Consider the following 23,118-nt stretch of genomic DNA (forward strand, 5'->3'; position numbering starts at 1 on the left):
AATACCCAAATCCCTCTTGTTGACCCAGGCGCGGCCTGAAATCCGGTTGTCCTGACACGGCCTTTCGCCTAACCCTTTTGGCAACACTTTTGGGAGGCTGGCTTATGTCCGACGACGATCGCATTCATTCATTTGGCTTTGATACATTGCAAATCCACGCAGGCGCGCGGCCTGATCCGGCGACCGGTGCGCGGCAGACGCCGATTTATCAGACAACAGCCTATGTGTTTCGCGATGCCGAGCACGCGGCGGCTCTCTTCAACCTTCAGGAAGTGGGGTTCATCTACTCCCGTCTGACCAATCCGACGGTTGCAGTTCTTCAGGAACGCATTGCCACGTTGGAAGGCGGGGTTGGGGCCGTGTGCTGCTCTTCTGGGCATGCAGCGCAAATTATGGCGCTTTTCCCGCTCATGGGGCCTGGTAAGAATGTTGTTGTGTCCACCCGGCTCTATGGCGGGTCTGTCACGCAGTTCAGCCAAACGATCAAGCGGTTTGGCTGGTCGGCCAAGTTTGTGGACATTGACGATACGAAAGCCATCGCTGCGGCAATTGATGACGATACACGCGCGATCTTTTGCGAATCCATCGCCAATCCCGGTGGACATATCGCGGATATTCGCGCCGTGGCGGATGTGGCGGACAAGGCGGGGTTGCCTTTAATTGTCGATAACACCACGGCCTCGCCTTACCTGTGTCGTCCCATTGAACATGGGGCCACTCTGGTGGTGCATTCGATGACGAAGTACCTCACAGGGTCCGGTACGGTGACAGGCGGTGTTGTGGTGGATTCGGGCACGTTTGACTGGTCGGCTTCGGACAAATTCCCATCTCTCAGCCAACCCGAGCCCGCCTATCACGGCATGAAATTCCACGAAACATTTGGGCCTCTGGCGTTTACCTTCCACGGCATCGCCATCGGTTTGCGCGATTTGGGGATGACGCTCAACGCGCAGGCGGCGCATTATACGCTTATTGGGATCGAAACGCTCAGCTTGCGGATGCAAAAGCATGTGGAAAACGCGCAGATTGTGGCGGACTGGCTGGAAAAGGATGATCGGGTCGAGGCCGTGACATATGCCGGTCTGAAGTCTTCGCCCTACTACAAGCGCGTGGCCAAAGTCTGCCCTAAAGGCGCGGGCGCCTTGTTCACCGTAGCGCTGAAATCCGGCTATGAAGGATGTGTGAAACTCGTTGATAGTCTTGAGCTTTTCAGCCACGTGGCCAATTTGGGTGATACCCGGTCTCTGATCATTCACTCAGCGTCTACCACGCATCGTCAGCTGACCCCGGAGCAACAGGAAGCCGCAGGGGCCGCACCCAACGTGGTGCGCATCTCAATCGGGATTGAAGACCCCGACGACATCATCGCCGATCTCGATCAGGCCCTGTCGAAAGCAAGCGCCTAAGATCAAAAAAACGTGGCGCGGGGACTAAACCCCTCGCGTTAACCTTTTCCTCGGCGGGAAGCTGCTATAAAATAGATTTGTGTCCCGGCGGCGTTTGCCCGCCTTTGTACTGGTGCTAGAGCGCTGTCCATGAAACCAAATTTCGCCCTGACCCTCTCATATGATGGCATAGGTCTTTTGCACCGCGCCTTCCCAGGATGGCATTCAGTGGGCGAGGTCAACCTCGATTCTGCCAATCTTGCTGGGGACTTGGCCGCACTTCTCGACAAGGCGCACCTGTTTGACACGAATGGCGTGCACACGAAACTTGTCCTTCCCAATGACCAGATACGGTATCTGCAACTGGACGCCGAGGGGCTTGCACCAGATGAGATCGCCGACGCGGTGGCACGGGCGCTGGATGGGGCGACGCCCTACGCATTGGAAGACCTCGCCTATGACTGGTCGATCAGCGCAGGCCAGGTTTATGTGGCGGCTGTCGCACGAGATACGCTGAACGAGGCTGAGGCCTTTGCCGCAGATCACGGGTTCAAACCGCTGTGTTTCGTGGCCATCCCAGAGAGCATGGATTTCGTAGGCGAGCCTTGGTTTGGAGAGGCCAAAGCCACTGCGCATCTTTTGCCCTCGGGTGGGTTTGTAGAGCGCGACACCGCCGCCATTCGCGTGATCGGCCCTGCGCGGTTGCCAGAACCTCCACCTGCTGCTGAACCTGAGCCAGAGTCAGAGCCGCTTGACGCATCGACACTTGAGCCTGAGGTCAAGGCAGACACTCCCGATGCCACGGATGATGGCGAAAAAGAAGCAGTTGCGGCGGTTGGCTCAAAGGCTAAGGTCACGGACGCCGACCCAACGGAAATCGATGCTCCCTGGCCTGTGAGCGTGTTAGAAGACCCGATTATTCCGGATGAAGATCAGCCCGAGGATGTGGCCGACGAAACGCCAGAGGCGGATAGTGCTTCTGTAATTGAGGCGACGTCCGAGGCAGAGCCACCCGCGGTTCCGAACGACGAACAAAACGTTGCGGAGACCGACGATCCGGATGTGGAAAGCCCTGACGAGTCGGACGAGCCCAAAGAAGCCACGGTTGCCTTTACCTCAATCCGTGCATCACGGCGTGATGATCTAAGCGCTGCCCCCAAACTCACCGGGGCCTCGCGCAAGATTGAGACCCTTGAGCCTGCGAAAGCGGCAGAGCCGGACGTGCCCGAACGCAGCGAACCACCGCTGACCGTGGCGCCGCCCAAAACTGAACCCGAACCAGCACCGGACCTCCCTAAAGCGCCGGAAATCGCTATTTCGCATGAGACAGCCACGCGTATTGGCGCCTCGCTCAGCCCTTCAGGTGAAGAGCGCCTTATGGCATCAGTGCCCGCCGCGCCTGATCCGGTGGCTGAGCCATCTTTTGCCTCTAAACGTGATGCGCTCATCGCCCGTGCGGCAGCGCGGTATTCCAACCAAACACCAGAGCCATCCGTTGGCGAAGAGAATGACGACGAACGTCAGCGCATGACGATTTTCGGCGCGCGCGATCCGGTGCATGTTGGCGGCAAGCCAAAGTTCCTTGGTGTGATGCTGACGGCTGCCTTGCTCATATTCCTTGTGGGTGTTGCGGCCTGGGCGTCGATTTTCCTCGATGACGGATTGTCGCGTTTTCTGCGCAGCGAACCTGACACGACCAAAGTGGCCTCCGTGCCCGGAGCCGACGCGAACGCGGTTGAAGACCTCATCGAGGAAGAGCCGGAATTCACTCTGGAGACCGAGGATTTTGGCACGACGGTCGCCGCACTTCCCGGTGGAACTCTGGATCTGGACGAAACACCGCGTGATGCACAGCCCGAGGCCCGTCCGGCGCAGCTGAGCCCAGATGAGGCGCGGGCGCGGTACGCGGTCACCGGCGTTTGGCAACGCGCACCTGATGCGCCTGTGGCACCGGAAAGCATTCCGCTGGAGGATTTTTACCTCACATCAATTGATCCCAAAGTGACAGAACAGGATGCCGTGGCCCTGCCAGAGGTCGGCGCGTTGCAAGGCGATGAGCGTCCCGGCACACTGCTTGATCCACCTGCCGCGGATACAAAGTTCGTGCTTGATGGACGCGGCAATGTGCGGGCCGCTCCAGGGGGTGCCATTACACCCAATGGTGTACGGATCTTCGCCGGACAGCCGCGCCTGGTTCCTGGCACACGGCCTGATCCGCCCGCACAACTAGTGACTGATGGTGAGGCAGTTGTTCCGCTTGATCCAGAAATCGCGCGTTTGGCAGAAATCAGGCCGAAGCCAAGACCCGGAGACCTCTCTGAGCAAAACGAGCGCGAAAATCTAGGGGGTCTCACTCGGTCGGAACTTGCATCCCTGCGCCCCAAGCTTCGCCCGCAAAGTGCACAGGAGCTGGCGGAACAGGCTGCTGCTGCGTCTACAGCCGGCGTTGTTGAAATTACGCCTGACAACGCCTCGGTTGAAGCTGCGATTGCTGCCGCCGTGCAGCAGCCTGATCCCTTTGCCGGAGCCACTGCGCAAGCTGTGGCCACGTCGCGCAAACCCAAGACACGTCCACGCAACATCGCGCAAATCGTGCAACGCAGTCAGCAACAAGCGCAGCAAGCTGTGCAAACTGCCGCCGTTGTGCCCTCAAACCAGCGTGTGGCGCCCAGCGCGCCAACCGCGACCACGGTGGCCCGCGCCGCGACGGAGCAAAACGTTTTGAAACTGCGCCGTGTGAACCTCATTGGCGTATATGGGTCGCAATCCAACCGTCGGGCGCTCGTGCGGTTGCCCAGTGGCCGATACAAGAAAGTACAGGTTGGCGACCGGCTTGATGGTGGCCGCGTGTCCGCGATTGGAGACAGCGAAATCCGCTACGTTAAGAGCGGTCGCAACGTGGTTCTGAAAATGCCGCGCGGTTAAATCCGAACGGCGCCCGATTCCTTCTGAAAAACTTCTGACTTTGTCTTTCGGGCAATCCATGGCACACTTCCCTCGCCGGTCAGACGGCACCTGATCCGCGGGAAGGGCCAAGCCCATCTGTCCAAAAAACCCAAACTTCTTTCGAACCTCTTTTCAGGTCCGAGGGCGCGGATACCGGATGTTTTGAAAGGAGGCCGATCATGACGATCACCCCACTTCCCGCCCGTGCCAATCTTGAGCAACTCAAAAAGCGCGCCAAGACTTTGTTGAAATCCGTCCGCACCAAAGACCCTGCCGCGCTTGATCAGGTCGGTCCCTATTTTGGTGATCCTAGCTCTATTTCTCTTCAACAGGCGCAGCTTGTCATTGCGCGCAGCCATGGGTTTTCCAGTTGGGCGCGCCTGAAGGCGCATGTGGAGGGCGTGCAGGATCATTCGGGTGATCCTCTGGCGAACCGATTTCTCGATCTGGTGACGGTGGCCTATGGCAACGTTCCAGATTTTGGGCCCAAGCGGTTCGAAGATGCGTCAGCATTGCTGGCAGATCATCCCGAAATTGCCGATGCCAATGTATATACCGCCGCCGCTTTAGGTGACGCAGATAAAGTGACCCGCTGGCTTGATGAAAATCCCGAACTGGTCAACACACCTGGAGGTTACTTTAACTGGCCTGCTATAATGTATGCGGCCTATGCGCGCCTTCCCGGACAGTCGAGCTTTCCCGCCGCTCAAGTGCTGCTGGCGCGCGGGGCGAACCCAAATGCGCATTACATGTGGGGCGGTCAGTACAAGTTTACCGCTCTGACAGGTGTTTTTGGCGAGGGTGAAGGCGGCCCGGTCAATCAACCAGAGCATCCCGACATGGTGCCATTCGCGCGCGCCCTTCTGGACCACGGGGCCAACCCCAATGACAGCCAGGCCGCCTATAACCGGTGCTTCACGCCGGACGACACCTGTCTGGAATTGCTGTTGGAATATGGGCTTTCGGCAAGCGACAAGAATAACTGGTTGCTGCATGAAAATGACCGTTTTGTCTCCAACCCGTCTGAGACGGTGCATTTTCAACTGATCAATGCGATCAGAAGTGGCTTTGTTGATCGTGTGAAACTGTTGATTGCGCATGGCGCTGACCTGAACAAACCTGCAGACATCTATGACAATCGCACCAGGGGAAAGACACCTTATCAGACGGCCATGTTGATGGGACAAACCGAGATTGCCCAGCTTTTGGCCAACGCAGGAGCGAACAGGCAAGCCATCTCAGATGCAGATGTATTTCAAGTGGCCTGCATGGCAGGCAAGTTTGAGACGGCCCACGACATGCTCACCGAAAACCCTGACCTCATTGCGCAGGTTCGTGGGCGTGAGATGCTGTGTGATGCGGTCCAGCTGGGCCAGCGCAAGGCGCTGGACACGATGATCAGGCTTGGGTTTGACCTCAATGCCCGTCCCGGACGCACGCCTTTGCATGAAGCTGCGCTTGGCGGGGATCTTGAGATGGTGGAAGTTCTGCTAGAGGCCGGAGCCGATCCCACAATTCGCGAAGAAATGTATTTCCAGCCGCCGATAGGATGGGCCATTCATGCCGGGCAACAAGGGGTGATCGACCGTCTGGATCAGGTGGAGATGGATATCTTCACAGCCGCGGCGCGGGGTAATCTGGGGCAGCTGGAACAGCGCTTATCAGAGGATCCGACGCGCCTTGACATGCGCTTTTTCGACATCCGTCCTGGTGACAATCCGGCGGAAACAGATTGGCTTACTCCATTGGCCGTGTCCGTGGGCAACAACCATATAGAGGCCGCGCGCCTTCTCTTGGATCGTGGGGCAGATTCTACGGTCACAAATGGCAAGGACGTCACCTTGCTATCCTTGGCAGAAGCGCATGAAGATCAGAGTTTGCTGATACTTCTCAAAGACACCTAAAAGAGGCACACGCATACTGCCTTTTCAGTATCCAAGACTTTACTCGGAGCCGCTCAAATACAAATTCACGCGATCAGCGCATGGACATTGACGGACGGCTCCGATTACCTGTTACCTGTATTGTAAATCGCTGCAAGCGATCCCAATCGCCTCGCTCCAAAGGCGTCGTTGCCGCAATAAAGGATTTAAATGGAAGGTTTTTTCTTTCAGGCCACCATCTTTCTTGCCGCGGCGGTCATCGCAGTGCCCATTGCGGCGCGGATGGGGTTGGGATCTGTACTTGGATATCTCGCAGCAGGCATCCTTATCGGTCAAATCCCCGGTTTCCTTGGCGGGCATGCCGCCGAGGAGCTTCAACATTTCGCCGAGTTTGGCGTGGTCATGATGCTCTTCCTGATCGGTCTGGAGCTGGAGCCGCGCGCCTTATGGGAAATGCGGGACAAACTGCTGGGTTTGGGTGGTTTGCAAGTTACATTGACGACTTTTGCTGTCATGGCAGCCTGCATGCTTTTGGGCGTTGGTTGGAGCGTCGCACTTGCGATTGGTCTGGTGTTTTCTCTGTCATCAACCGCGATTGTGCTCCAAACCCTTTCAGAAAAAGGTCTCATGCAAACTGGCGGCGGGCGATCTACCTTCTCCACGCTTTTGACACAGGACGTGGCTGTCATTCCGATGCTGGCGCTTTTGCCACTGCTCGCACTGCCCAAAACGCCCGATATGATCCTCGGTGAGACGCTACAGCGCCTCTCTGAGGCGGGAGATGCGGCACATGGCGGAGACCATAGTGGCGTACAGATTGAAGCGGCGCAGTCCTACATTCAAAGCCTGCCGGGCTGGGGCGTGGCCCTTGTCACATTGGCGGCCGTTGCTGGGATCATTCTGAGCGGGGTTTACCTGACCCGGCCTGTGTTTCGATACATCCACAATTCGCGCCTGCGCGAGATGTACACGGCACTGGCGCTTTTGATTGTCGTGGGCATCGCGTTTGTTATGACACTTGTCGGCCTCTCCCCGGCTCTTGGCGCATTTCTGGCGGGGCTTGTGCTGGCCTCATCGGAGTTCCGACACGAATTGGAAAGCGACATCGCACCTTTCAAAGGCTTGCTATTGGGTCTCTTTTTCATTGCGGTTGGCGCAGGCATCAATTTCTCTCTGCTCTTCGCCTCATTCTTTACAATCCTTGCCCTCACCTTCTCACTGATTGTGATCAAAGGTGGCATCCTTTTTACCTTGGGCCGGTTTTTTGGCCTGCGCGGGCGTGACCTTTGGCTCTTTACGCTGTCTCTCGCTCAAGCTGGTGAATTTGGTTTTGTGCTGATCAATTTCTCTGGTCAGAACAACGTTATTCCTACGGAATTACGAGAAACGCTTTTGCTGGTCATTGCCATTTCGATGCTGATCACCCCGTTGCTTTTCATACTCTATGATTGGATGTCGCAGCGTATGACGGAGAATTCGGATGCGCCCGCAGCGGATGAAATCGATAGCGAAGGCCCTGTGATCATTGCTGGAATTGGGCGTTTTGGTCAGGTGGTAAACCGGATGGTGCGCTCCAGCGGCTTTGACACGATCGTTCTGGATCATGACCTCGAAGCCATTCAGCGCATGCGTCGGTTTGGGATCAAAGGGTTCCTCGGTGATCCGGGGCGACCGGAGCTGTTGCACGCTGCCGGACTGAAAACTGCGTCGGTTCTCGTTGCCGCACTAGACGACCCTGAAGCCACGACACGGCTTGTGGCCTTCGCCCGCAGAGAACGACCAGATTTGCACATCGTGGCCCGTGCGCGGGACCGCACACATGTGTTCCGGCTCTATCAGGCAGGAGCGGATGACATCGTGCGTGAGGTGTTCGACAGTGCCTTGCGCGCGGGGCGCTATGTGCTTGAGAACATGGGGCTGAGTGAATTTGAAGCGTCTGAGCTGCACAAGACCTTCTATCACTACGACAGGAGGTCCGTGCGAGAGCTGGCCGCGCTGTGGGATCCGAATATTCCCACGGTCGAGAACTCAGCCTATATCGCCCGCGCGAAGGAGCTCGAAAACGAGTTGCAGACCATGCTGCTGTCGCGCGGGGAAGAAGACAGCCTTGAAGGGGTCGAAGACACGGACCGCTCCGAGGCGTGATTAAAGCGTTTCGCGACAAACCTGATTCACAGATGATCGCGAAACGCAGCGCGACGCTAAATCGTTGCACGCGTTTCACCTTTCGCTGATGTCTCAGGTTAAAGGCGAAACGCTCTAGCCGTCGCTGATCCCTGCCTCGGCAAAGGTCGCCATGCCTGAGTGACAGGCCAAGGCCGCCTTGAGGATGCTGATGGCCAAGGCGCCGCCAGACGCTTCGCCAAGGCGCATTCCAAGCGAAAGAATGGGATCTTTGCCGATTTTGCGTAAAAGCTCTGCATGCGCGGACTCTGCACTGACGTGACCCGGAATCGTATGGTCCAACGCACCGGGGTGATCCACATGCAGAGTAGCCGCGGCGGCGGTGCAAATGAAGCCGTCCAGTATCACCGGGATGCGCAAGAGGCGTGCCTGCAAAATGGCCCCGGTCATGGCGGCGATTTCGCGTCCGCCAAGACAGCGCAGGGCGTCTAACCCCTTGCCCTGACAGTTTTTGTTCGCTTCAACACCCTGCGAGACCACGTCGGCCTTGTGGCGAAGAGCGTCGCCGCTCAGCCCGGTGCCAGCGCCGGTCCAATCCTGAGCCGCGCCACCAAAAAGTGCCAATGCCATGGCCGCAGCGCAGGTCGTGTTGCCAATGCCCATCTCGCCCACCACCAACACATCCGCTTGTGCGTCAACGGCCTCAACTCCGGCATTTAGTGCATCAAGACACTCGGCTTCACTCATCGCCGGGCCTTGGGTGAAGTCTCGGGTCGGCGTGTCGAGCTGAAGCGGTTTGACGGTCAGGCTGGCGCCAACGCAATCTGAAAGCTGATTGACCGCCGCGCCACCCGCCTCAAAATTGGCCACCATTTGCGCCGTGACATCGGAGGGAAAAGCCGAAACGCCCTGCGACGTGACGCCATGATTTCCTGCAAAAACAATAATTTGGGGTGACTCAACACGGGCCAGCGGGTCACCACGCCAACTGCAATACCACATTGCCAAATCTTCGAGTCGTCCCAAGGCTCCAGGTGGTTTGGTCAGCTCCGCATTACGCTGGTGTGCCAGTTCTAATGCATTTGCATCTGGTTGCGGCAGGCCGGAGAGCGCATCCCGAACCTCTGCGAGTGACGCAAATCTGGCTGTCATGACCTGCTCCATTTGCAAGAACCCTGCCCTTTCGTGTATCGCAGGCATGGGTCGGGGCACAGATGGAAAAGGCCGCGAAAGCGATGAAAAACGACCGAGAACTGATGCGCGTGCAGGATTTGGCCCTGGCTATGTCCCTTTTGACGCGTATTCCAGTGCGTGTGGGCGACACCTCACGCAATGCACGCGCCGCGTGGACCTATCCCATTGTGGGACTGATGCCCGCAGGGCTCGCGGCCTTGGGCGGTATGCTGGCGGGATGGCTTGGTTGGGGCCCAGCGATCAGTGCTCTGATTTCGTTGAGCATTCTGGTTGTTACCACCGGCGCCATGCATGAAGATGGCCTGTCGGATACAGTCGACGGGCTTTGGGGGGGATGGACCAAGGAACGACGCCTTGAGATCATGAAGGACAGTCGGATTGGCGCGTATGGCGTGATTGCCCTCGTCCTGTCTCTGGCGGCAAGATGGGCCGCATTGACGGCACTGTTTGAAGCCGGAGCACAATTTGCTGTCCCTGCCCTTTTGGCCTCTGCCCTTCTATCCCGCGCCGCGATGCCCGTTCTGATGGCCCTGCTGCCACATGCGCGATCAACTGGATTGTCTCATGACGTTGGACGCGTGCCAGACAACGCCGCAGCGATGGCCGTTCTGATCGCGGTGGTACTGGGGATTTTCCTGTTGGGAGGTCTGATCCTGATCGCCGGTCTTTGCGCGGCACTGATCACATGGGGTTTGGGATATCTGGCGCATAAACGGATCGGCGGTCAAACCGGGGACATCCTGGGCGCAACACAGCAGATGGTCGAAATCGCTGTACTGCTTTGCCTCCTGCCATAAAGAAAGCCGCACTTCTCAGCGCGGCTTTTCTATTTTTTCAAATGCTTAGGCTGCCGCGCGCGACACCAGCACATCGTCAACCTGCTTGGCGGCCTGCACTTCGTCACCGCCACCCACAGCAGCCACTTCACGCGTCAAGCGCTCAAGTGCCGCTTCATAAAGCTGACGCTCAGAATAGCTTTGCTCACGCTGGTCATCAGTGCGGTGAAGATCGCGGACCACCTCGGCAATCGCAATAAGATCACCAGAGTTGATCTTTTGCTCATATTCCTGCGCCCGGCGAGACCACATGGCACGCTTGACCTTGGCCTTGCCCTTGAGTGTCGTCATCGCTTTGGACACCACATCGGGGCTCGACAAGCTACGCATACCGATCTCAGTCGCTTTGTGCGTCGGCACGCGAAGCGTCATCTTGTCTTTCTCAAAAGAAATCACAAAGAGTTCCAATTCGATCCCGGCAATCTCTTGCTTTTCGATGGAAAGAATCTGACCCACACCATGCGCCGGGTAAACGACGTAGTCATCAGGCCGGAACTCGGACTTTTCGATTTGCTCATTCAGGTTTTCCTTATCGCGTTATCGGGGTGCGTCAGACGTGGCCAACGGCTTATCTTCGGGGCCCAGGCGCAAAAAATCCATCCCCATGCGGCAGCTTGGGCGAAATGGATATTGAGCAGTGGACTACATTTGTAACGAGAATGTATCACAAAAAACGGCTTCGCGAAAGTCTGACCGCAGCGTCACATAAATTTGGTGATAAAATTCAAACACATGGCCAAAAAACGCGGTGTCTTTGGGCTGGATCACAGACCTGAAAACCAAACGAATCGGTTTAGCCGCCTTCGCCTGGGTTCTCCGAGAAGTACTTTTCAAGCTTGCCTTCTTCGCCGTCGCGCTCATCGGCATTTGGCATCTGGTCTTTCTTAGTGATGATGACCGGCCACATCTCGGAATACTTGCGGTTAAACTCGACCCATTTTTCCATATCCGGCTCAGTATCTGGGCGAATGGCGTCCGCGGGGCATTCTGGTTCACAGACCCCGCAGTCAATGCACTCGTCCGGATGGATGACCAACATATTCTCACCCTCATAGAAACAATCCACGGGGCACACTTCGACACAGTCGGTGTATTTGCACTCGATGCAGTTGTCGTTGACGATATAGGTCATCTTCGGCTCTCGTTCATCCGTCTCTCGCCTCACCTAATTCAAGGTTTCGCGTCATTCAAGCTTATCTGGACGGTTAAGGTCGAGTTTGCGACGATCTCGCTTGGTGGGACGCCCTTTTCCCTCAAACTGCGGGGATTGCGGAAGGATCTCCTTGGGGCGCGCCTGCGGTGGATCCAAATCTTCGTAAAGTGCCCGTGCCTCCGGGGCCGGGCCGCGCCGGTCCGTAACCGCGACAATGCGGATGACACGAATGTCTCGGGCCTGAGGAAAGGTCAGCACATCGCCAGAGCCCACCGCATGCGATGGTTTTGAAACCTTCACACGATTGACGCGAACATGACCACCCGACACAAGTTTCGCTGACAGGCCGCGGGTTTTGAAAAACCGGGCGTGCCAGAGCCATTTGTCCAGACGGATTTTGCTCTCAGGCGTGTCGCTCACGCGTTACCCTTTGTCCTTCAACCCCATCAATGCGGCTGCAAAGGGATTGTCGGGGTCGATTTTGTCTTTCTTGGAAGGCTTTGACGAAAAGGTCTTTGGCCCTGCATCACGTCTGGGCTTGCCCTTGCCCGGCTTGCCGCCTTTGGGTTTGGGCTTGCCGCCGGTGCGGCGTTGATCCGTGCGAGCGCGAGCCGCTCGACCCGCCCATGTGAAGGTGAAGAACACTTCTTGTTCGGGGCCTTCATTGGGGTTTTCTGTTTTTTCTTCAAGAACTTCAGCAGTTTCAGATTTGGGTGCAGTAGCATCTTCCTCAGATGCCATCGCCTCAGCATCTGTCACTTCGGGCTTCGTTTCTTCCGGCTTGGCCTCGGCCGTTTCGGTCGTCACTGGGGGCGCATCTTCGGCAGGGGTCGGTTTGACCTTTTCGCGCTCCCCGCGCTCAGCTTTGTACCCCAACCCCTGCATCAGGTCGGCAAATTGCTCCAGCGTCATGCCCGTGATCGAGAGCATGTCCGGATTGGCCTCAAAGCCGCCGCGGCTGTCCTCACCGCGCAGCATATCGGCCAGTCGTTCCAGCATATCGATGCGCACGGCGCGTTCACCCGCCGCGCGATACCCGGACATCGTGTGATACCCGCGCGGATGCGCCGTACCGGATGGCACAGTCACCAGACCTGGCGGTGGCGATTCAGGGAATTCATCGAGACCCTGGGCCAAAGACCAAAGCACAAGCCGCAGTCTTGTTGGCGCAGGTTTCAGAAGCAATGGCATGAAGATCGTAAATTGACCAAAACGGACGCCATGCTTGCGAAGCTGTCCGCGCGCGTCCTGATCCAGTGACTTGACCTCATCAGCCACTTCACCGCGTGGGATAATTCCAAACGCTTCCACAAGCTGGAACCCAAAGCCGCGGGCCAGCCCGGTAAGCGTCTCATCCCGTTGAATATTCAACAGCGGCTCAAACAATGTGGCCACCTTGCGATCGATGAAGTGCTGCAGGCGGCGTTGCACTTTCTGCGCCACATCGGCTCCGGCGGCTTCGTCCACAAATGCGCTGACCTGAGGTTTCAGGGGATCGGCGCCGGCGACAAGCTTGCCCACCGCGTACTCGCCCCACATCAAACCGCCCTGTTCGGTAAAGTCGATTTCGGTATCAGGCGCGTTGTAAAACTTGTCCGCGCGCAAATGGAAATGCGGCGTCAGCGCTTGCAGGCTTGCCTGACTGACGGCCTTGGCCTCTTGGCCACCGGCGGTTTTGTCCTGAATAAACCGGAACCCATCCAGACGGCCGACGAATTCGCCCTCAACCGTCACTTCACCTTTGTCGTTCACTTCGGCCACCATGGCCTCCTTCTGTTTGAGTCGGCGCAACAATACAGACGTGCGCCGATCCACAAATCTTTGGGTCAGCGCCTCATGGAGTGCGTCTGACACGCGGTCTTCTACAGCGCGCGTGGCCTCGCGCCAATGGCTTTCATCTGCAATCCAGCCATTTCGTTGCGCCACGTAGGTCCATGTGCGGATATATGCCAAGCGCTTGGAAAGCGTATCGATATCCCCGTCGGTCCGGTCGATCCGACGCACCTGCGCGGCAAACCAGTCTTCGGATACGCGACCATCCTGGTGCAGATCGCTGAAAATACGCTCCAAAAGGCTCGCATGCTCGGCGTGGCTAATCCCGCGAAAATCCGGCACGCGGCAGACGTCCCACAACAGCTTAACCGATTGCGCATCACCGGCGCGCGCGCGTATCTCGGTTTGCGCGGCCAGTGTTTTCAAGGCGATAAGGTCATCCGCCTCTCTGGCTCGCACGAGCAACTCGTCCCCTGGTTTCTCTTCTAGCGACGCAATCAGAGCCTCAACCGTGCCAAACCTTAAATTGGCATTGCGCCACTCCAGCTTGCGCAAGGGCGCAAAACGGTGATCCATGATGGCCTGTGCCATGTCATCGGGCAGATCGGGGGCCTCACCCGTGACGCCGAAGGTTCCATCACTCATCCCGCGACCAGCGCGCCCGGCGATCTGCGCCAGTTCATTGGGGGCCAGCACGCGCATCCGCCGCCCGTCAAATTTGCTCAGTGAGGAAAATGCGACGTGATTGATATCGAGGTTGAGGCCCATGCCGATGGCATCTGTGGCCACAAGGTAGTCGACATCCCCATTTTGATAGAGGTCGACCTGTGCGTTTCGTGTCCGGGGGCTCAAAGCGCCCATAACCACCGCTGCACCACCCTTTTGACGGCGCAAAAGCTCGGCTATGGCATATACATTCTCAACTGAAAATCCAACTATTGCACTGCGGGCTGGCATCTTGCTTATCTTTTTCGAACCTGCGTAGGTCAGATTGGACATTCTGGTTCGACCGATGAATTCCGCCTTGGGAACCAGCTGGGAAATGACACCGCGCATGGTGTGTGCACCCAGAAACTGGGTCTCTCGCAATCCACGCATGCGCAAAAGCCTGTCGGTAAACACATGGCCACGCTCCGGATCAGCACATAGCTGAATTTCGTCCACAACCACGAAATCGGCGCCCACGCCTTCGGGCATCGCCTCGACGGTGCACACCCAGTATTGCGTGCGCGGCGGCACGATCCGCTCTTCACCTGTGACCAAAGCCACAACAGAGGGTCCGCGCGCCGCTACGATCTTGTCATAGACCTCACGCGCCAAGAGACGCAAAGGAAGCCCAATGATTCCAGTGCGATACCCCAGCATCCGCTCGATCGCGTAATGCGTTTTGCCGGTATTGGTCGGGCCGAGGACCGCGAGGACCCTGGACTGCTCGGCCATAGGCCGCTCCCTCATTGATTAGAGTTCCGAGCCGCCGATCTCGCGCTCGATATGTTCCAGCGCTTCGGATACGTCTTCGTGATGGGGATGTATAGCCAGAACCAACTCAAACGCCTCTTTGGCCATATCCAGCCGGTCGATCTGCGCCAGAACGCCACCGAGGCTTGCAATCGCATTATAGTGACGCGGTTCCAGTGCCAGGGCACGTTCGATATCGGCCATGGCGGGACCAAAGAGTTCCGCCTCTGAATAGGCCACGGCGCGCATGTGCCAGCCTTCGGCAAAATCCGGCGCATGATCGGTGAGCGCCGTCAAATGTTCTATTGCTTTCGTCACATCCCCAGCGTCAAGCGCATCTGTGCCGCGTTTGAGCAGTAAATCTGCCGAAGCAGACCCGGACCTGGTGAGTTCCAGCTCGATTTCTTTGGCCACACGGCGTGCCTCGTCCTTTTCCTCTGCCTCAGACAACTGTTCAAACAAGCCGTCAAGGCGGGTTTCTTCCGCAGCAAGAGGTAAGGAAAACATGACTGTCGCCAAAAGTGCCGCGACGATAGAATTGTGAAAGATATGTTTAATGCTCATAGTGCGCTAGAATTTAGCGCACCGGGTCAGGATTCATAGTCCTGACAAGTCACAATTTGGAGGACAAGACATGAGCGACGTAGTGGCAGCCGCAGTAGAGGCTTTGAGCAGCAAGATGAGCGGCGGCCTGGATGGCAGTGCGAAATTCGTCATCGAAGGCGAAGGGGCCATTGTGATCGATGATGATGGTGTACGTGCAGGCGATGATGACACCGATGTCACGCTGACCGCGGATGTTGACACCTTCCAATCCATTCTGGCGGGTGATCTTGATCCCACCGCTGCCTTCATGTCCGGCAAGCTGGCTGTAGATGGTGACATGGGCATGGCCATGAAACTTGGCAGTGTTCTGAGCTGATATGATGCAAAGCGCGCCGTTTTTCTCTGATATGGCCGAGGGCCCCGATGGGGGTGCTGCCTATTGGATCACGGCAAAGGATGGCGTGCGTTTGCGGCTTGGGGTATGGCCGGGGCAATCCGAGGGCATCACAGGAACGGTGTACCTGTTTCCGGGCCGCACTGAATATGTTGAAAAATATGGGAAAACCTCCCTTGACCTAAGCCGTGCGGGGCTGCACGTCGCCGTCATTGACTGGCGTGGCCAAGGGCTGGCCGATCGCGTGGCATCCGACCCGATACTGGGCCATGTTCATGATTTCGCTGACTATCAGCTAGACGTTTCCGCAATGATTGAGGCGGCTGAGGCGCTTGACCTTCCCAAGCCGTGGTTTCTTTTGGGGCATTCAATGGGAGGCTGCATCGGCCTTCGATCCTTGATGGATGGCATGCCGGTGGAAGCAGCCGCATTTTCTGCGCCCATGTGGGGCATTCACATGTCGCCCCATATACGCCCTTTTGCCTGGGCCCTGTCCTGGGCCAGCCGGTATCTAGGCTTTGACCAACGCTATGCGCCCGGCACTTTGCCAGAGGCGTATGTGTTGAGTGAACCTTTTGAAACCAATCGCCTGACCACTGACACGCAGATGTATGATTACATGATCCGTCATGTCGTAGAGCAGCCTGAGCTTCGGGTCGGCGGACCAAGCCTGCGCTGGTTGTACGAAGGCCTCGCAGAGACGCGTGCCTTGTCCAACATGGCCTCTCCAAACGTACCCTGCCTGGTCTTGCTCGGCACGGATGAAGACATTGTCGACCCCGCCCGCATCCATGACCGTGTGGCAAGGTGGCCCAGTGCGATACTGGATTTGGCCGAGGGCGCGCGGCACGAGGTTTTGATGGAAGAAACCGGCACACGCACCCGAGCAGACGCCTGCGTCACCAAGTTTTTCGCAAATTATCAGAGCATTACGGCATGCGAGCCACAGGCAACCTCTGCTGCCCCAGATGCTCAATCGCAAGCTCCATCACATCGCCTTCGGACAGGAAACGCTTAGGGGTTTGCCCCATACCGACGCCCGGCGGTGTCCCTGTCGCGATCACGTCCCCGGGATGCAACGTCATCAATTCGCTCAGATGAGAGATGATATGGGCGACCGAAAAGATCATCTTTGAGGTCGAGCCGGTTTGCATGCGTTCGCCATTCAAATCCAATGAAAGCGACAGATTTTGCACGTCGCCCACCTCATCCGGCGTAACCAGCCAGGGACCGATGGGCGCAAACGTGTCACAGCTTTTGCCCTTGGTCCATTGGCCCGAAAGCTCCATCTGAAAACGCCGTTCGGAAACATCGTTGACGATAGTATAGCCAGCGACATGATCGAGTGCCGCGTCTTCACTCACGTAAGACGCTGGTTTTCCGATCACGATACCAAGTTCAATCTCCCAATCGCCATGGGTCGAACCGCGCGGCAGTCTGACAGTGTCATTGGGACCGATGATCGCAGACGTGGCTTTCATAAAGACCACGGGGTGATCGGGAAATGGCATCCCAAGCTCTTCGGCGTGGTCGGTATAGTTAAGCCCGATGCACACAAGTTTGCCCAGATGGCCAACCGGCGGCCCAATCCGTGGATCGCCGGAGACAAGAGGCAAGCGCTCGGGATCAATGGAGGACAGGTTAGCCAGGTAAGCCCCTGAAAGATCGGACATAACAGCGCTCAAATCCCTGATCTTGCCGTCTTTATCCAAAACGCCGGGCTTTTCCTCGCCCAGTGCCCCATAGCGTAGAAATCGCATGCCATTCTCCCTTACTTCTGCCCTCACGATACCGGCGTGTGACCCCGCCGCAAGCGCGGATATGGTCATGGCGTGAGACCACGCTAAACTTGGCTTATGGTTTTAGAATTCAAACCCCATGGCATCTATTGCCCTGCCGGTGACTTTTTCATCGACCCATGGAAGCCGGTAGATCGGGCTCTGATCACCCATGGTCATGCGGACCATGCACGACCGGGGCATCAACGGTACTTGTCCACCGTATCCGCCGCACCGGTGATGCGGCATCGGTTGGGTGAGATCACACTTGAAACTGTGCGCTATGGTGAGGCGAAGCAGATAGGGGACGCGACCGTTTCTTTTCATCCCGCAGGCCATGTCCCCGGATCGGCGCAAATACGGGTTGAGGTGAAAGGCGAGGTTTGGGTTGTCTCGGGCGACTATAAAACCGAGCCGGATCGCTTGTCTGAGCCGTTTGAACCGGTGCGCTGTCACAGTTTCATCTCGGAATGCACCTTCGGCCTGCCTGTGTTCACCTGGGCGCAGGAAGACATCGTTGCAAAGGAAATCAACGAGTGGTGGGCGGGAAACGCGGCCAAAGGTATGTTCAGCCTTTTGGAGGCCTACTCGCTGGGTAAGGCACAGCGCGTTTTGTCGCTTTTGGATCCGTCCATCGGACCGATTCTGACCCATGGCGCAGTGGAAAACACCAATGCGGTATTGCGCGCGCAGGGGTTGGCCTTACCCAACACATGCCATGTAACACCTGATCTTGATCCCAAATCTCATCCCGGCGCGATGGTTCTTGCGCCACCGGGCGCGCTTGGAAGCACTTGGGCACGACGGTTCAGGCCCAATTCAACTGGTTTCGCAAGTGGCTGGATGCGTCTGCGTGGGGTGCGACGGCGACGTGCTGTGGATCGTGGGTTTGTGATGTCCGATCATGCCGATTGGCCGGGGTTGAATACGGCGATCAGAGAAACGAATGCGGAAAATATATATGTTACACATGGTTATACGGATATATTTGCGCGATGGCTGAAGGAAAGCGGGTTAAATACTGAAATCGTTCCAACAGAGTTCACCGGTGAGACGTTAGATGCTGCGACAGATGACGGTGACGCCGCATGAAACGGTTCACCGCACTCTATGCCACGCTGGATCAAACGACGAAGACCTCTGCCAAAACGTCTGAAATGGCAAGATATTTTGCGGATGCGCCTGTTGAGGATCGGCTATGGACTGTCGCGCTGTTTTCCGGGCGCAGACCACGCCGCGCGATCACCACAACAAAGCTTCGGGAATGGGCGGCAGAAGGCGCCGATATCCCATTGTGGCTTTTCGAGGAAAGCTACCCGATTGTAGGCGATCTGGCGGAAACCATCGCCCTTGTCCTGCCCCCGGCCACACGGGATCAGGATGAGAGCCTGAGCACATGGATCGGCAGGCTCCGTGCCCTGAACACGCAGAAGGAAGAGGCGCGCAAAGCGGCTGTGTTGGAGGCCTGGGACCAGATGGGCGCGCAGGAACGCATGGTGTTCAACAAGCTTCTGACAGGCGGGTTTCGTATCGGGGTGAGCCGCAAGCTCATGACCCGCGCTTTGGCGCAGGCCACGGGCCGCGATGAGGCCGAACTGGCGCATCGCTTGATGGGGGATTGGACGCCAGACACAACAACATGGGAGGCCTTGATCGAGGCGCCCGATTCAGGTGCGGATCTCTCGCGCCCCTACCCTTTTGCCTTGCGTATGGGCTGGACGATGATGGGCCCGAGGCATTGGGAGATCCCAAAGACTGGCTCGCGGAATGGAAGTGGGATGGCATTCGCGGTCAGCTCATTCTGCGCGGCGGCGAGCATTTCGTCTGGTCACGTGGCGAGGAATTGATGACAGACCGGTTTCCCGAACTGGCGCGTGCGCGGGACTTTCTGCCGGATGGCACCGTGATTGACGGAGAGATTGTGGCTTGGGACGGTACTGCGCCCCTGCCCTTCAATGCGCTGCAAAAGCGGATCGGTCGTAAGACCGTACCGAAGAAGTTGCTGAAAGACGCGCCTGTGATCGTGCTGGCCTATGATCTTCTGGAGGAGAACGGAAAGGACCTGCGCGAAGTGCCGTTCGCAGAGAGGCGCGCTAGGCTTGATGCCATATTGGGCACCCTGCCAGAGGATGCACCGTTGCGCTCGTCTTCTGTGCTTCCGTTCAAATCTTGGAAAACACTCGCCGATTTACGCAGCACAGCCCGCGAAGAACGCGCCGAAGGGCTGATGATCAAGCGCGCGTCCAGCCCCTATCATACGGGCCGCAAGAAAGGGGACTGGTGGAAATGGAAGCTCGATCCGCTGACGATTGATGCGGTGATGATCTATGCCCAACAAGGTCACGGACGGCGCGCCAACCTGTTTACCGATTTCACCTTTGCGGTTCGGGACGGAAATGAGCTTGTGCCATTCACCAAGGCCTATTCCGGCCTCACGGACGCGGAATTCCGCAAGATCACGGACTGGGTGCGCAAAAACACGTTGCAGCGCTTTGGTCCGGTGAGGCAGGTGCGCGCCGAGCATGTATTTGAAATCGCCTTTGAAGGCATTGCGGAAAGTACCCGTCATAAATCCGGCCTGTCCCTTCGTTTTCCGCGCATGAAACGCTGGCGACATGACAAACCGGTGGATGAGGCCAATACAATCGAGGACCTGCGTGAGATGCTGAAGCAATACGGCTGAAGAGCAAAAGCCCTCAAAAGGCTTAGCCCATGTCTTTTCAGAAAAGACTTGGGGTTGAGGCCCCGCCCTACCCCGCCTATGTCAGACAAAACGTTACTCCGGAGTGTCCCATGATCCATCTTCCCTTTCCTGTCCGCGATGCCAATGCTGCCTCGGGCGCTGACAATCTTGGCGATTTGCCGGAATGGAACCTGGATGATCTCTACACCGGCGAGGATGCGCCAGAACTCACACGCGACCTGGACTGGTTAGAAGGCGCGTGCGCCAGTTTTGCGACCGATTACGAGGGTAAGCTTGGCGATCTCGGTGCGGACGGTCTGCTCAAATGTATTGAACGTAATGAAAAAATTTCCAACATCGCCGGGCGCATCATGTCCTATGCCGGGCTACGGTACTATCAGGTTACAACGGATGGCGAGCGTGCCAAGTTCATGTCCGACTGCCAGGAGAAAATCACCAATTTCACCACGCCTTTGGTGTTCTTCACGCTTGAGCTGAACCGCTTGGATGCAGATGCATTGAAGGCGATGTATGCGGAGAATGCTGATCTGGCTCGCTACGCACCTGTGATCCGACGTATTCAGGCTATGAAGCCGCATCAACTCTCTGATGAACTTGAGAAATTCCTGCATGATCTGGGTGTTGTAGGGGACGCATGGGAACGCCTTTTTGACGAAACCATTGCCGGTCTGACTTTTGATGTGGACGGCGATGAGATGGGCATCGAGGCGACGCTCAACCTTCTGACCGAGCAGGATCGTAACAAACGCGAGGCGGCTAGCCGCGAATTGGCGCGTGTGTTTCAAGACAACATCAAAGTCTTTGCCCGTGTACACAACACATCGGCCAAGGAAAAAGAAGTCCTTGACCGCTGGCGCAACATGCCCACGGCGCAAACCGGGCGGCACTTGTCCAACGATGTGGAGGCCGAGGTGGTCGAGGCGCTGCGCAACGCAGTGGTCGCGGCCTATCCCAAGCTGAGCCATCGCTATTATGAGCTTAAGCGTAAGTGGCTGGGCCTCGACACAATGCAGGTCTGGGACCGCAATGCGCCCCTGCCGATGGAAGAAACGCGCGTCATTGACTGGCCGCAGGCGCAGAAAATGGTGATGGAGGCCTATAGCGCATTTGATCCACGCATGGGCGATCTTGCTGATCCGTTCTTCAACAAAGGCTGGATTGATGCGGCCGTGAAACCTGGCAAGGCGCCCGGAGCGTTTGCACATCCTACGGTGACCAATGTGCATCCGTATGTGATGCTGAACTATCTCGGTAAACCGCGTGATGTGATGACGCTGGCGCATGAGTTGGGCCATGGTGTGCATCAGGTGCTGGCGGCTGAGCAAGGCGAGCTATTGTCCTCAACACCGCTCACTCTGGCCGAAACGGCGTCGGTCTTCGGCGAGATGCTAACCTTTCGCAAGATGCTCGACGGGGCCAAGGATCAGGCCGAGCGCAAGGTGCTTCTTGCGGGCAAAGTTGAGGACATGATCAACACGGTCGTGCGACAGATCGCGTTCTATGATTTCGAATGCAAACTGCACGCCGCGCGCCGCGAGGGGGAGTTAACACCTGAAGATATCGGCGCGCTCTGGATGTCGGTGCAAGGCGAAAGCCTTGGGCCTGCCTTTGAGTTCATGGACGGGTACGAGACATTCTGGGCTTATATCCCGCATTTCGTGCATTCACCCTTCTACGTCTACGCCTATGCCTTTGGCGACGGGTTGGTGAACGCGCTTTATGCGGTTTACGAGGAAAATCCGGACGGGTTTCAGGACAAGTATTTCGACATGCTCAAAGCAGGCGGGTCGATGCACCACAAAGAGCTTTTGGCTCCCTTCGGCTTGGACGCCTCTGATCCGGCCTTCTGGGACAAGGGTTTGTCGATGATCTCTGGCTTTATTGATGAGCTTGAGGCGATGGAGGGCTGAACCCCTGCCACGCGGCACCGGCCACTATACCCCTCGCGGACGGATAAAACGCGCGCTCGTGACGGTCAGGGTGAACGTGCCGCCGGGTCTGCGGCTAACCCTTGGCATCCTATTGATTGTAGGCGGTACCTTTGGGTTCCTACCCATTCTCGGTTTCTGGATGATCCCTCTTGGGATTGGAGTCGCAGCGCTTGATGTTATGCCGCTCTATCGCAGGCTGCGTGGCAGAGCGGCGGCGCGGAAGCCCAAAACATTTACCCTCGCACCGCTGCTGCGTGAAGAGGTTGCCAAGGTAAAGCACCTTGGCTTGCCCGATACGCAGGCTGATTTTGTTGGTACGATTTCCGAGATGACAAATGAACCGGATCTGCTGCAAGATTTTCATTACGCCCGCTACGGCAATGACGTCGTGGGTTTTTTCAAGATCGACCGAGACTTTTCACGCACGGTAGCGCGCCTGCCGAAAGGCACGCATGGGTTTCGCGGCCTTTTGATCGGAGCGCAGTTTCAGGGGCAGGGATTTGGTCACGCGCTTCTGTCAGAGCTACCTGGCTACGTGGCGCGCCACTATCTGGTTTCTGGTCTGTGGCTTGCGGTAGATGCGGATAACTCCCATGCGATCCGGCTCTACAAACGTCATGGTTGGGTGCTGGACGGACCACAGCGCAAGGGCCGGATTGCCATGGAAGACGTGATGCGTTTGCCTATTTCAGCTGACTGTCCTTCGAGCCACGTCGATTGATACCGCCGCGTGCCTTATAGGTGCTGTCCCGGTCTTGCTGACAATCTATGCAGAGCTTTACGCCGGGAATAGCGGTGCGGCGTGCCTCTGGAATAGGTTCTTCGCATTCGGCACAATGCGTGAAGCTATCTCCAACGGGTTGCGATTTGGTCTTCAGACGCTGTAGCTCGTCCTCGATTGAGGCCTCGATCTGTTCATTCACCGCGCCATCGCGCGCCCAGCCTCCGGCCATGGCAGTCTCCTTCCTCCATACAGACTAAGCCGTTTGAGGACAGGTCGCAAATCGCTGGTG

At 57.2% G+C, this 23,118-nt stretch carries 18 protein-coding genes and 1 pseudogene; 11 read left to right on the forward strand and 8 right to left on the reverse strand.

Annotated features, from left to right (window positions below):
- The first annotated feature begins 104 nt into the window (after positions 1-104).
- From RZS32_RS03115 to RZS32_RS03130, 4 genes are all read left to right on the forward strand, one after another.
- A complete protein-coding gene (locus tag RZS32_RS03115; RefSeq protein ID WP_317055572.1) occupies positions 105-1,406 on the forward strand; it encodes an O-acetylhomoserine aminocarboxypropyltransferase/cysteine synthase family protein in 1,302 nt (433 codons plus the stop codon).
- Between the two features lie 129 nt (positions 1,407-1,535).
- Entirely contained in the window at positions 1,536-4,310 is a 2,775-nt protein-coding gene (locus RZS32_RS03120; RefSeq protein WP_317055573.1) for a hypothetical protein, read from the forward strand.
- A gap of 200 nt (positions 4,311-4,510) precedes the next feature.
- Positions 4,511-6,235 carry an ankyrin repeat domain-containing protein gene (locus RZS32_RS03125; RefSeq protein WP_317055574.1) on the forward strand — a complete coding sequence of 575 codons (1,725 nt, stop codon included), beginning with the start codon at positions 4,511-4,513 and terminating at the stop codon, positions 6,233-6,235.
- A gap of 189 nt (positions 6,236-6,424) precedes the next feature.
- Positions 6,425-8,359 (forward strand): cation:proton antiporter, encoded by a 1,935-nt coding sequence (locus tag RZS32_RS03130; RefSeq protein WP_317055575.1) that lies wholly within the window; start codon positions 6,425-6,427, stop codon positions 8,357-8,359.
- 114 nt (positions 8,360-8,473) lie between these two features.
- On the opposite strand, the gene cobT is transcribed toward RZS32_RS03130, so the two are convergent.
- Positions 8,474-9,490 carry a nicotinate-nucleotide--dimethylbenzimidazole phosphoribosyltransferase gene (cobT, locus tag RZS32_RS03135; RefSeq protein ID WP_317055576.1) on the reverse strand — a complete coding sequence of 339 codons (1,017 nt, stop codon included), beginning with the start codon at positions 9,488-9,490 and terminating at the stop codon, positions 8,474-8,476.
- Positions 9,491-9,573: 83 nt separating this feature from the next.
- Between cobT and cobS the strand changes: the two genes are divergently transcribed.
- Positions 9,574-10,329, forward strand: a complete 756-nt coding sequence (gene cobS / locus RZS32_RS03140) for an adenosylcobinamide-GDP ribazoletransferase (RefSeq protein WP_317055577.1) — start codon at positions 9,574-9,576, stop codon at positions 10,327-10,329.
- Between the two features lie 45 nt (positions 10,330-10,374).
- On the opposite strand, the gene RZS32_RS03145 is transcribed toward cobS, so the two are convergent.
- The 5 genes from RZS32_RS03145 to RZS32_RS03165 form a co-directional block, all read right to left on the reverse strand.
- Entirely contained in the window at positions 10,375-10,878 is a 504-nt protein-coding gene (locus tag RZS32_RS03145; RefSeq protein ID WP_422395952.1) for a CarD family transcriptional regulator, read from the reverse strand.
- Between the two features lie 283 nt (positions 10,879-11,161).
- Positions 11,162-11,500: a ferredoxin FdxA gene (gene fdxA / locus RZS32_RS03150; protein WP_317055579.1), complete on the reverse strand. Its 339-nt coding sequence runs from the start codon at positions 11,498-11,500 to the stop codon at positions 11,162-11,164.
- A 51-nt stretch (positions 11,501-11,551) separates the two neighbouring features.
- Positions 11,552-11,941 (reverse strand): RNA-binding S4 domain-containing protein, encoded by a 390-nt coding sequence (locus RZS32_RS03155; protein WP_317055580.1) that lies wholly within the window; start codon positions 11,939-11,941, stop codon positions 11,552-11,554.
- 3 nt (positions 11,942-11,944) lie between these two features.
- Positions 11,945-14,734 (reverse strand): helicase-related protein, encoded by a 2,790-nt coding sequence (locus RZS32_RS03160; protein WP_317055581.1) that lies wholly within the window; start codon positions 14,732-14,734, stop codon positions 11,945-11,947.
- Between the two features lie 18 nt (positions 14,735-14,752).
- Entirely contained in the window at positions 14,753-15,316 is a 564-nt protein-coding gene (locus RZS32_RS03165) for a tetratricopeptide repeat protein (protein WP_317055582.1), read from the reverse strand.
- 70 nt (positions 15,317-15,386) lie between these two features.
- Here RZS32_RS03165 and RZS32_RS03170 point away from each other — a divergent pair, with 70 nt between their 5' ends.
- Positions 15,387-15,674, forward strand: a complete 288-nt coding sequence (locus RZS32_RS03170; RefSeq protein ID WP_317055583.1) for an SCP2 sterol-binding domain-containing protein — start codon at positions 15,387-15,389, stop codon at positions 15,672-15,674.
- 1 nt (position 15,675) lies between these two features.
- The gene (locus RZS32_RS03175; RefSeq protein WP_317055584.1) at positions 15,676-16,710 is read left to right on the forward strand and encodes an alpha/beta hydrolase; all 1,035 of its coding nucleotides are present in this window, start codon (positions 15,676-15,678) and stop codon (positions 16,708-16,710) included.
- Here RZS32_RS03175 and RZS32_RS03180 read toward each other — a convergent pair.
- Complete coding sequence (locus tag RZS32_RS03180) at positions 16,622-17,452, reverse strand: fumarylacetoacetate hydrolase family protein (RefSeq protein ID WP_317055585.1); 831 nt, start codon at positions 17,450-17,452, stop codon at positions 16,622-16,624. The two genes, RZS32_RS03175 and RZS32_RS03180, sit on opposite strands and share 89 nt — an antisense overlap.
- 96 nt (positions 17,453-17,548) lie before the next feature.
- On the opposite strand from RZS32_RS03180, the gene RZS32_RS03185 reads away from it, so the two are divergent.
- The 4 genes and pseudogenes from RZS32_RS03185 to RZS32_RS03200 all read left to right on the forward strand — a co-directional run bounded on the left by RZS32_RS03185 (position 17,549) and on the right by RZS32_RS03200 (position 22,826).
- Positions 17,549-18,562 carry a ligase-associated DNA damage response exonuclease gene (locus RZS32_RS03185; protein ID WP_317055586.1) on the forward strand — a complete coding sequence of 338 codons (1,014 nt, stop codon included), beginning with the start codon at positions 17,549-17,551 and terminating at the stop codon, positions 18,560-18,562.
- A pseudogene (locus tag RZS32_RS03190) lies at positions 18,559-20,153 on the forward strand (ATP-dependent DNA ligase). Before RZS32_RS03185 ends, RZS32_RS03190 begins: the two are co-directional and overlap by 4 nt.
- 110 nt (positions 20,154-20,263) lie before the next feature.
- The gene (locus RZS32_RS03195; protein ID WP_317055588.1) at positions 20,264-22,084 is read left to right on the forward strand and encodes a M3 family oligoendopeptidase; all 1,821 of its coding nucleotides are present in this window, start codon (positions 20,264-20,266) and stop codon (positions 22,082-22,084) included.
- Between the two features lie 58 nt (positions 22,085-22,142).
- A complete protein-coding gene (locus RZS32_RS03200; RefSeq protein WP_317055589.1) occupies positions 22,143-22,826 on the forward strand; it encodes a GNAT family N-acetyltransferase in 684 nt (227 codons plus the stop codon).
- Here the strand turns inward: RZS32_RS03200 and RZS32_RS03205 are convergent.
- Positions 22,789-23,058, reverse strand: a complete 270-nt coding sequence (locus RZS32_RS03205; protein WP_317055590.1) for a DksA/TraR family C4-type zinc finger protein — start codon at positions 23,056-23,058, stop codon at positions 22,789-22,791. The genes RZS32_RS03200 and RZS32_RS03205 overlap by 38 nt on opposite strands.
- Between the last annotated feature and the right edge of the window lie 60 nt (positions 23,059-23,118).

This window comes from Roseovarius sp. W115 (genome assembly GCF_032842945.2).
GTDB classification, from domain to species: domain Bacteria; phylum Pseudomonadota; class Alphaproteobacteria; order Rhodobacterales; family Rhodobacteraceae; genus Roseovarius; species Roseovarius rhodophyticola.

Coding starts and splice junctions, on each gene's coding strand:
- RZS32_RS03115 (WP_317055572.1), top strand. CDS start 105: ATGTCCGACGACGATCGCATTCATTCATTTGGCTTTGATACATTGCAA.
- RZS32_RS03120 (WP_317055573.1), top strand. CDS start 1,536: ATGAAACCAAATTTCGCCCTGACCCTCTCATATGATGGCATAGGTCTT.
- RZS32_RS03125 (WP_317055574.1), top strand. CDS start 4,511: ATGACGATCACCCCACTTCCCGCCCGTGCCAATCTTGAGCAACTCAAA.
- RZS32_RS03130 (WP_317055575.1), top strand. CDS start 6,425: ATGGAAGGTTTTTTCTTTCAGGCCACCATCTTTCTTGCCGCGGCGGTC.
- cobT (WP_317055576.1), bottom strand. CDS start 9,490: ATGACAGCCAGATTTGCGTCACTCGCAGAGGTTCGGGATGCGCTCTCC.
- cobS (WP_317055577.1), top strand. CDS start 9,574: ATGAAAAACGACCGAGAACTGATGCGCGTGCAGGATTTGGCCCTGGCT.
- fdxA (WP_317055579.1), bottom strand. CDS start 11,500: ATGACCTATATCGTCAACGACAACTGCATCGAGTGCAAATACACCGAC.
- RZS32_RS03160 (WP_317055581.1), bottom strand. CDS start 14,734: ATGGCCGAGCAGTCCAGGGTCCTCGCGGTCCTCGGCCCGACCAATACC.
- RZS32_RS03165 (WP_317055582.1), bottom strand. CDS start 15,316: ATGAGCATTAAACATATCTTTCACAATTCTATCGTCGCGGCACTTTTG.
- RZS32_RS03170 (WP_317055583.1), top strand. CDS start 15,387: ATGAGCGACGTAGTGGCAGCCGCAGTAGAGGCTTTGAGCAGCAAGATG.
- RZS32_RS03175 (WP_317055584.1), top strand. CDS start 15,676: ATGATGCAAAGCGCGCCGTTTTTCTCTGATATGGCCGAGGGCCCCGAT.
- RZS32_RS03180 (WP_317055585.1), bottom strand. CDS start 17,452: ATGCGATTTCTACGCTATGGGGCACTGGGCGAGGAAAAGCCCGGCGTT.
- RZS32_RS03185 (WP_317055586.1), top strand. CDS start 17,549: ATGGTTTTAGAATTCAAACCCCATGGCATCTATTGCCCTGCCGGTGAC.
- RZS32_RS03195 (WP_317055588.1), top strand. CDS start 20,264: ATGATCCATCTTCCCTTTCCTGTCCGCGATGCCAATGCTGCCTCGGGC.
- RZS32_RS03205 (WP_317055590.1), bottom strand. CDS start 23,058: ATGGCCGGAGGCTGGGCGCGCGATGGCGCGGTGAATGAACAGATCGAG.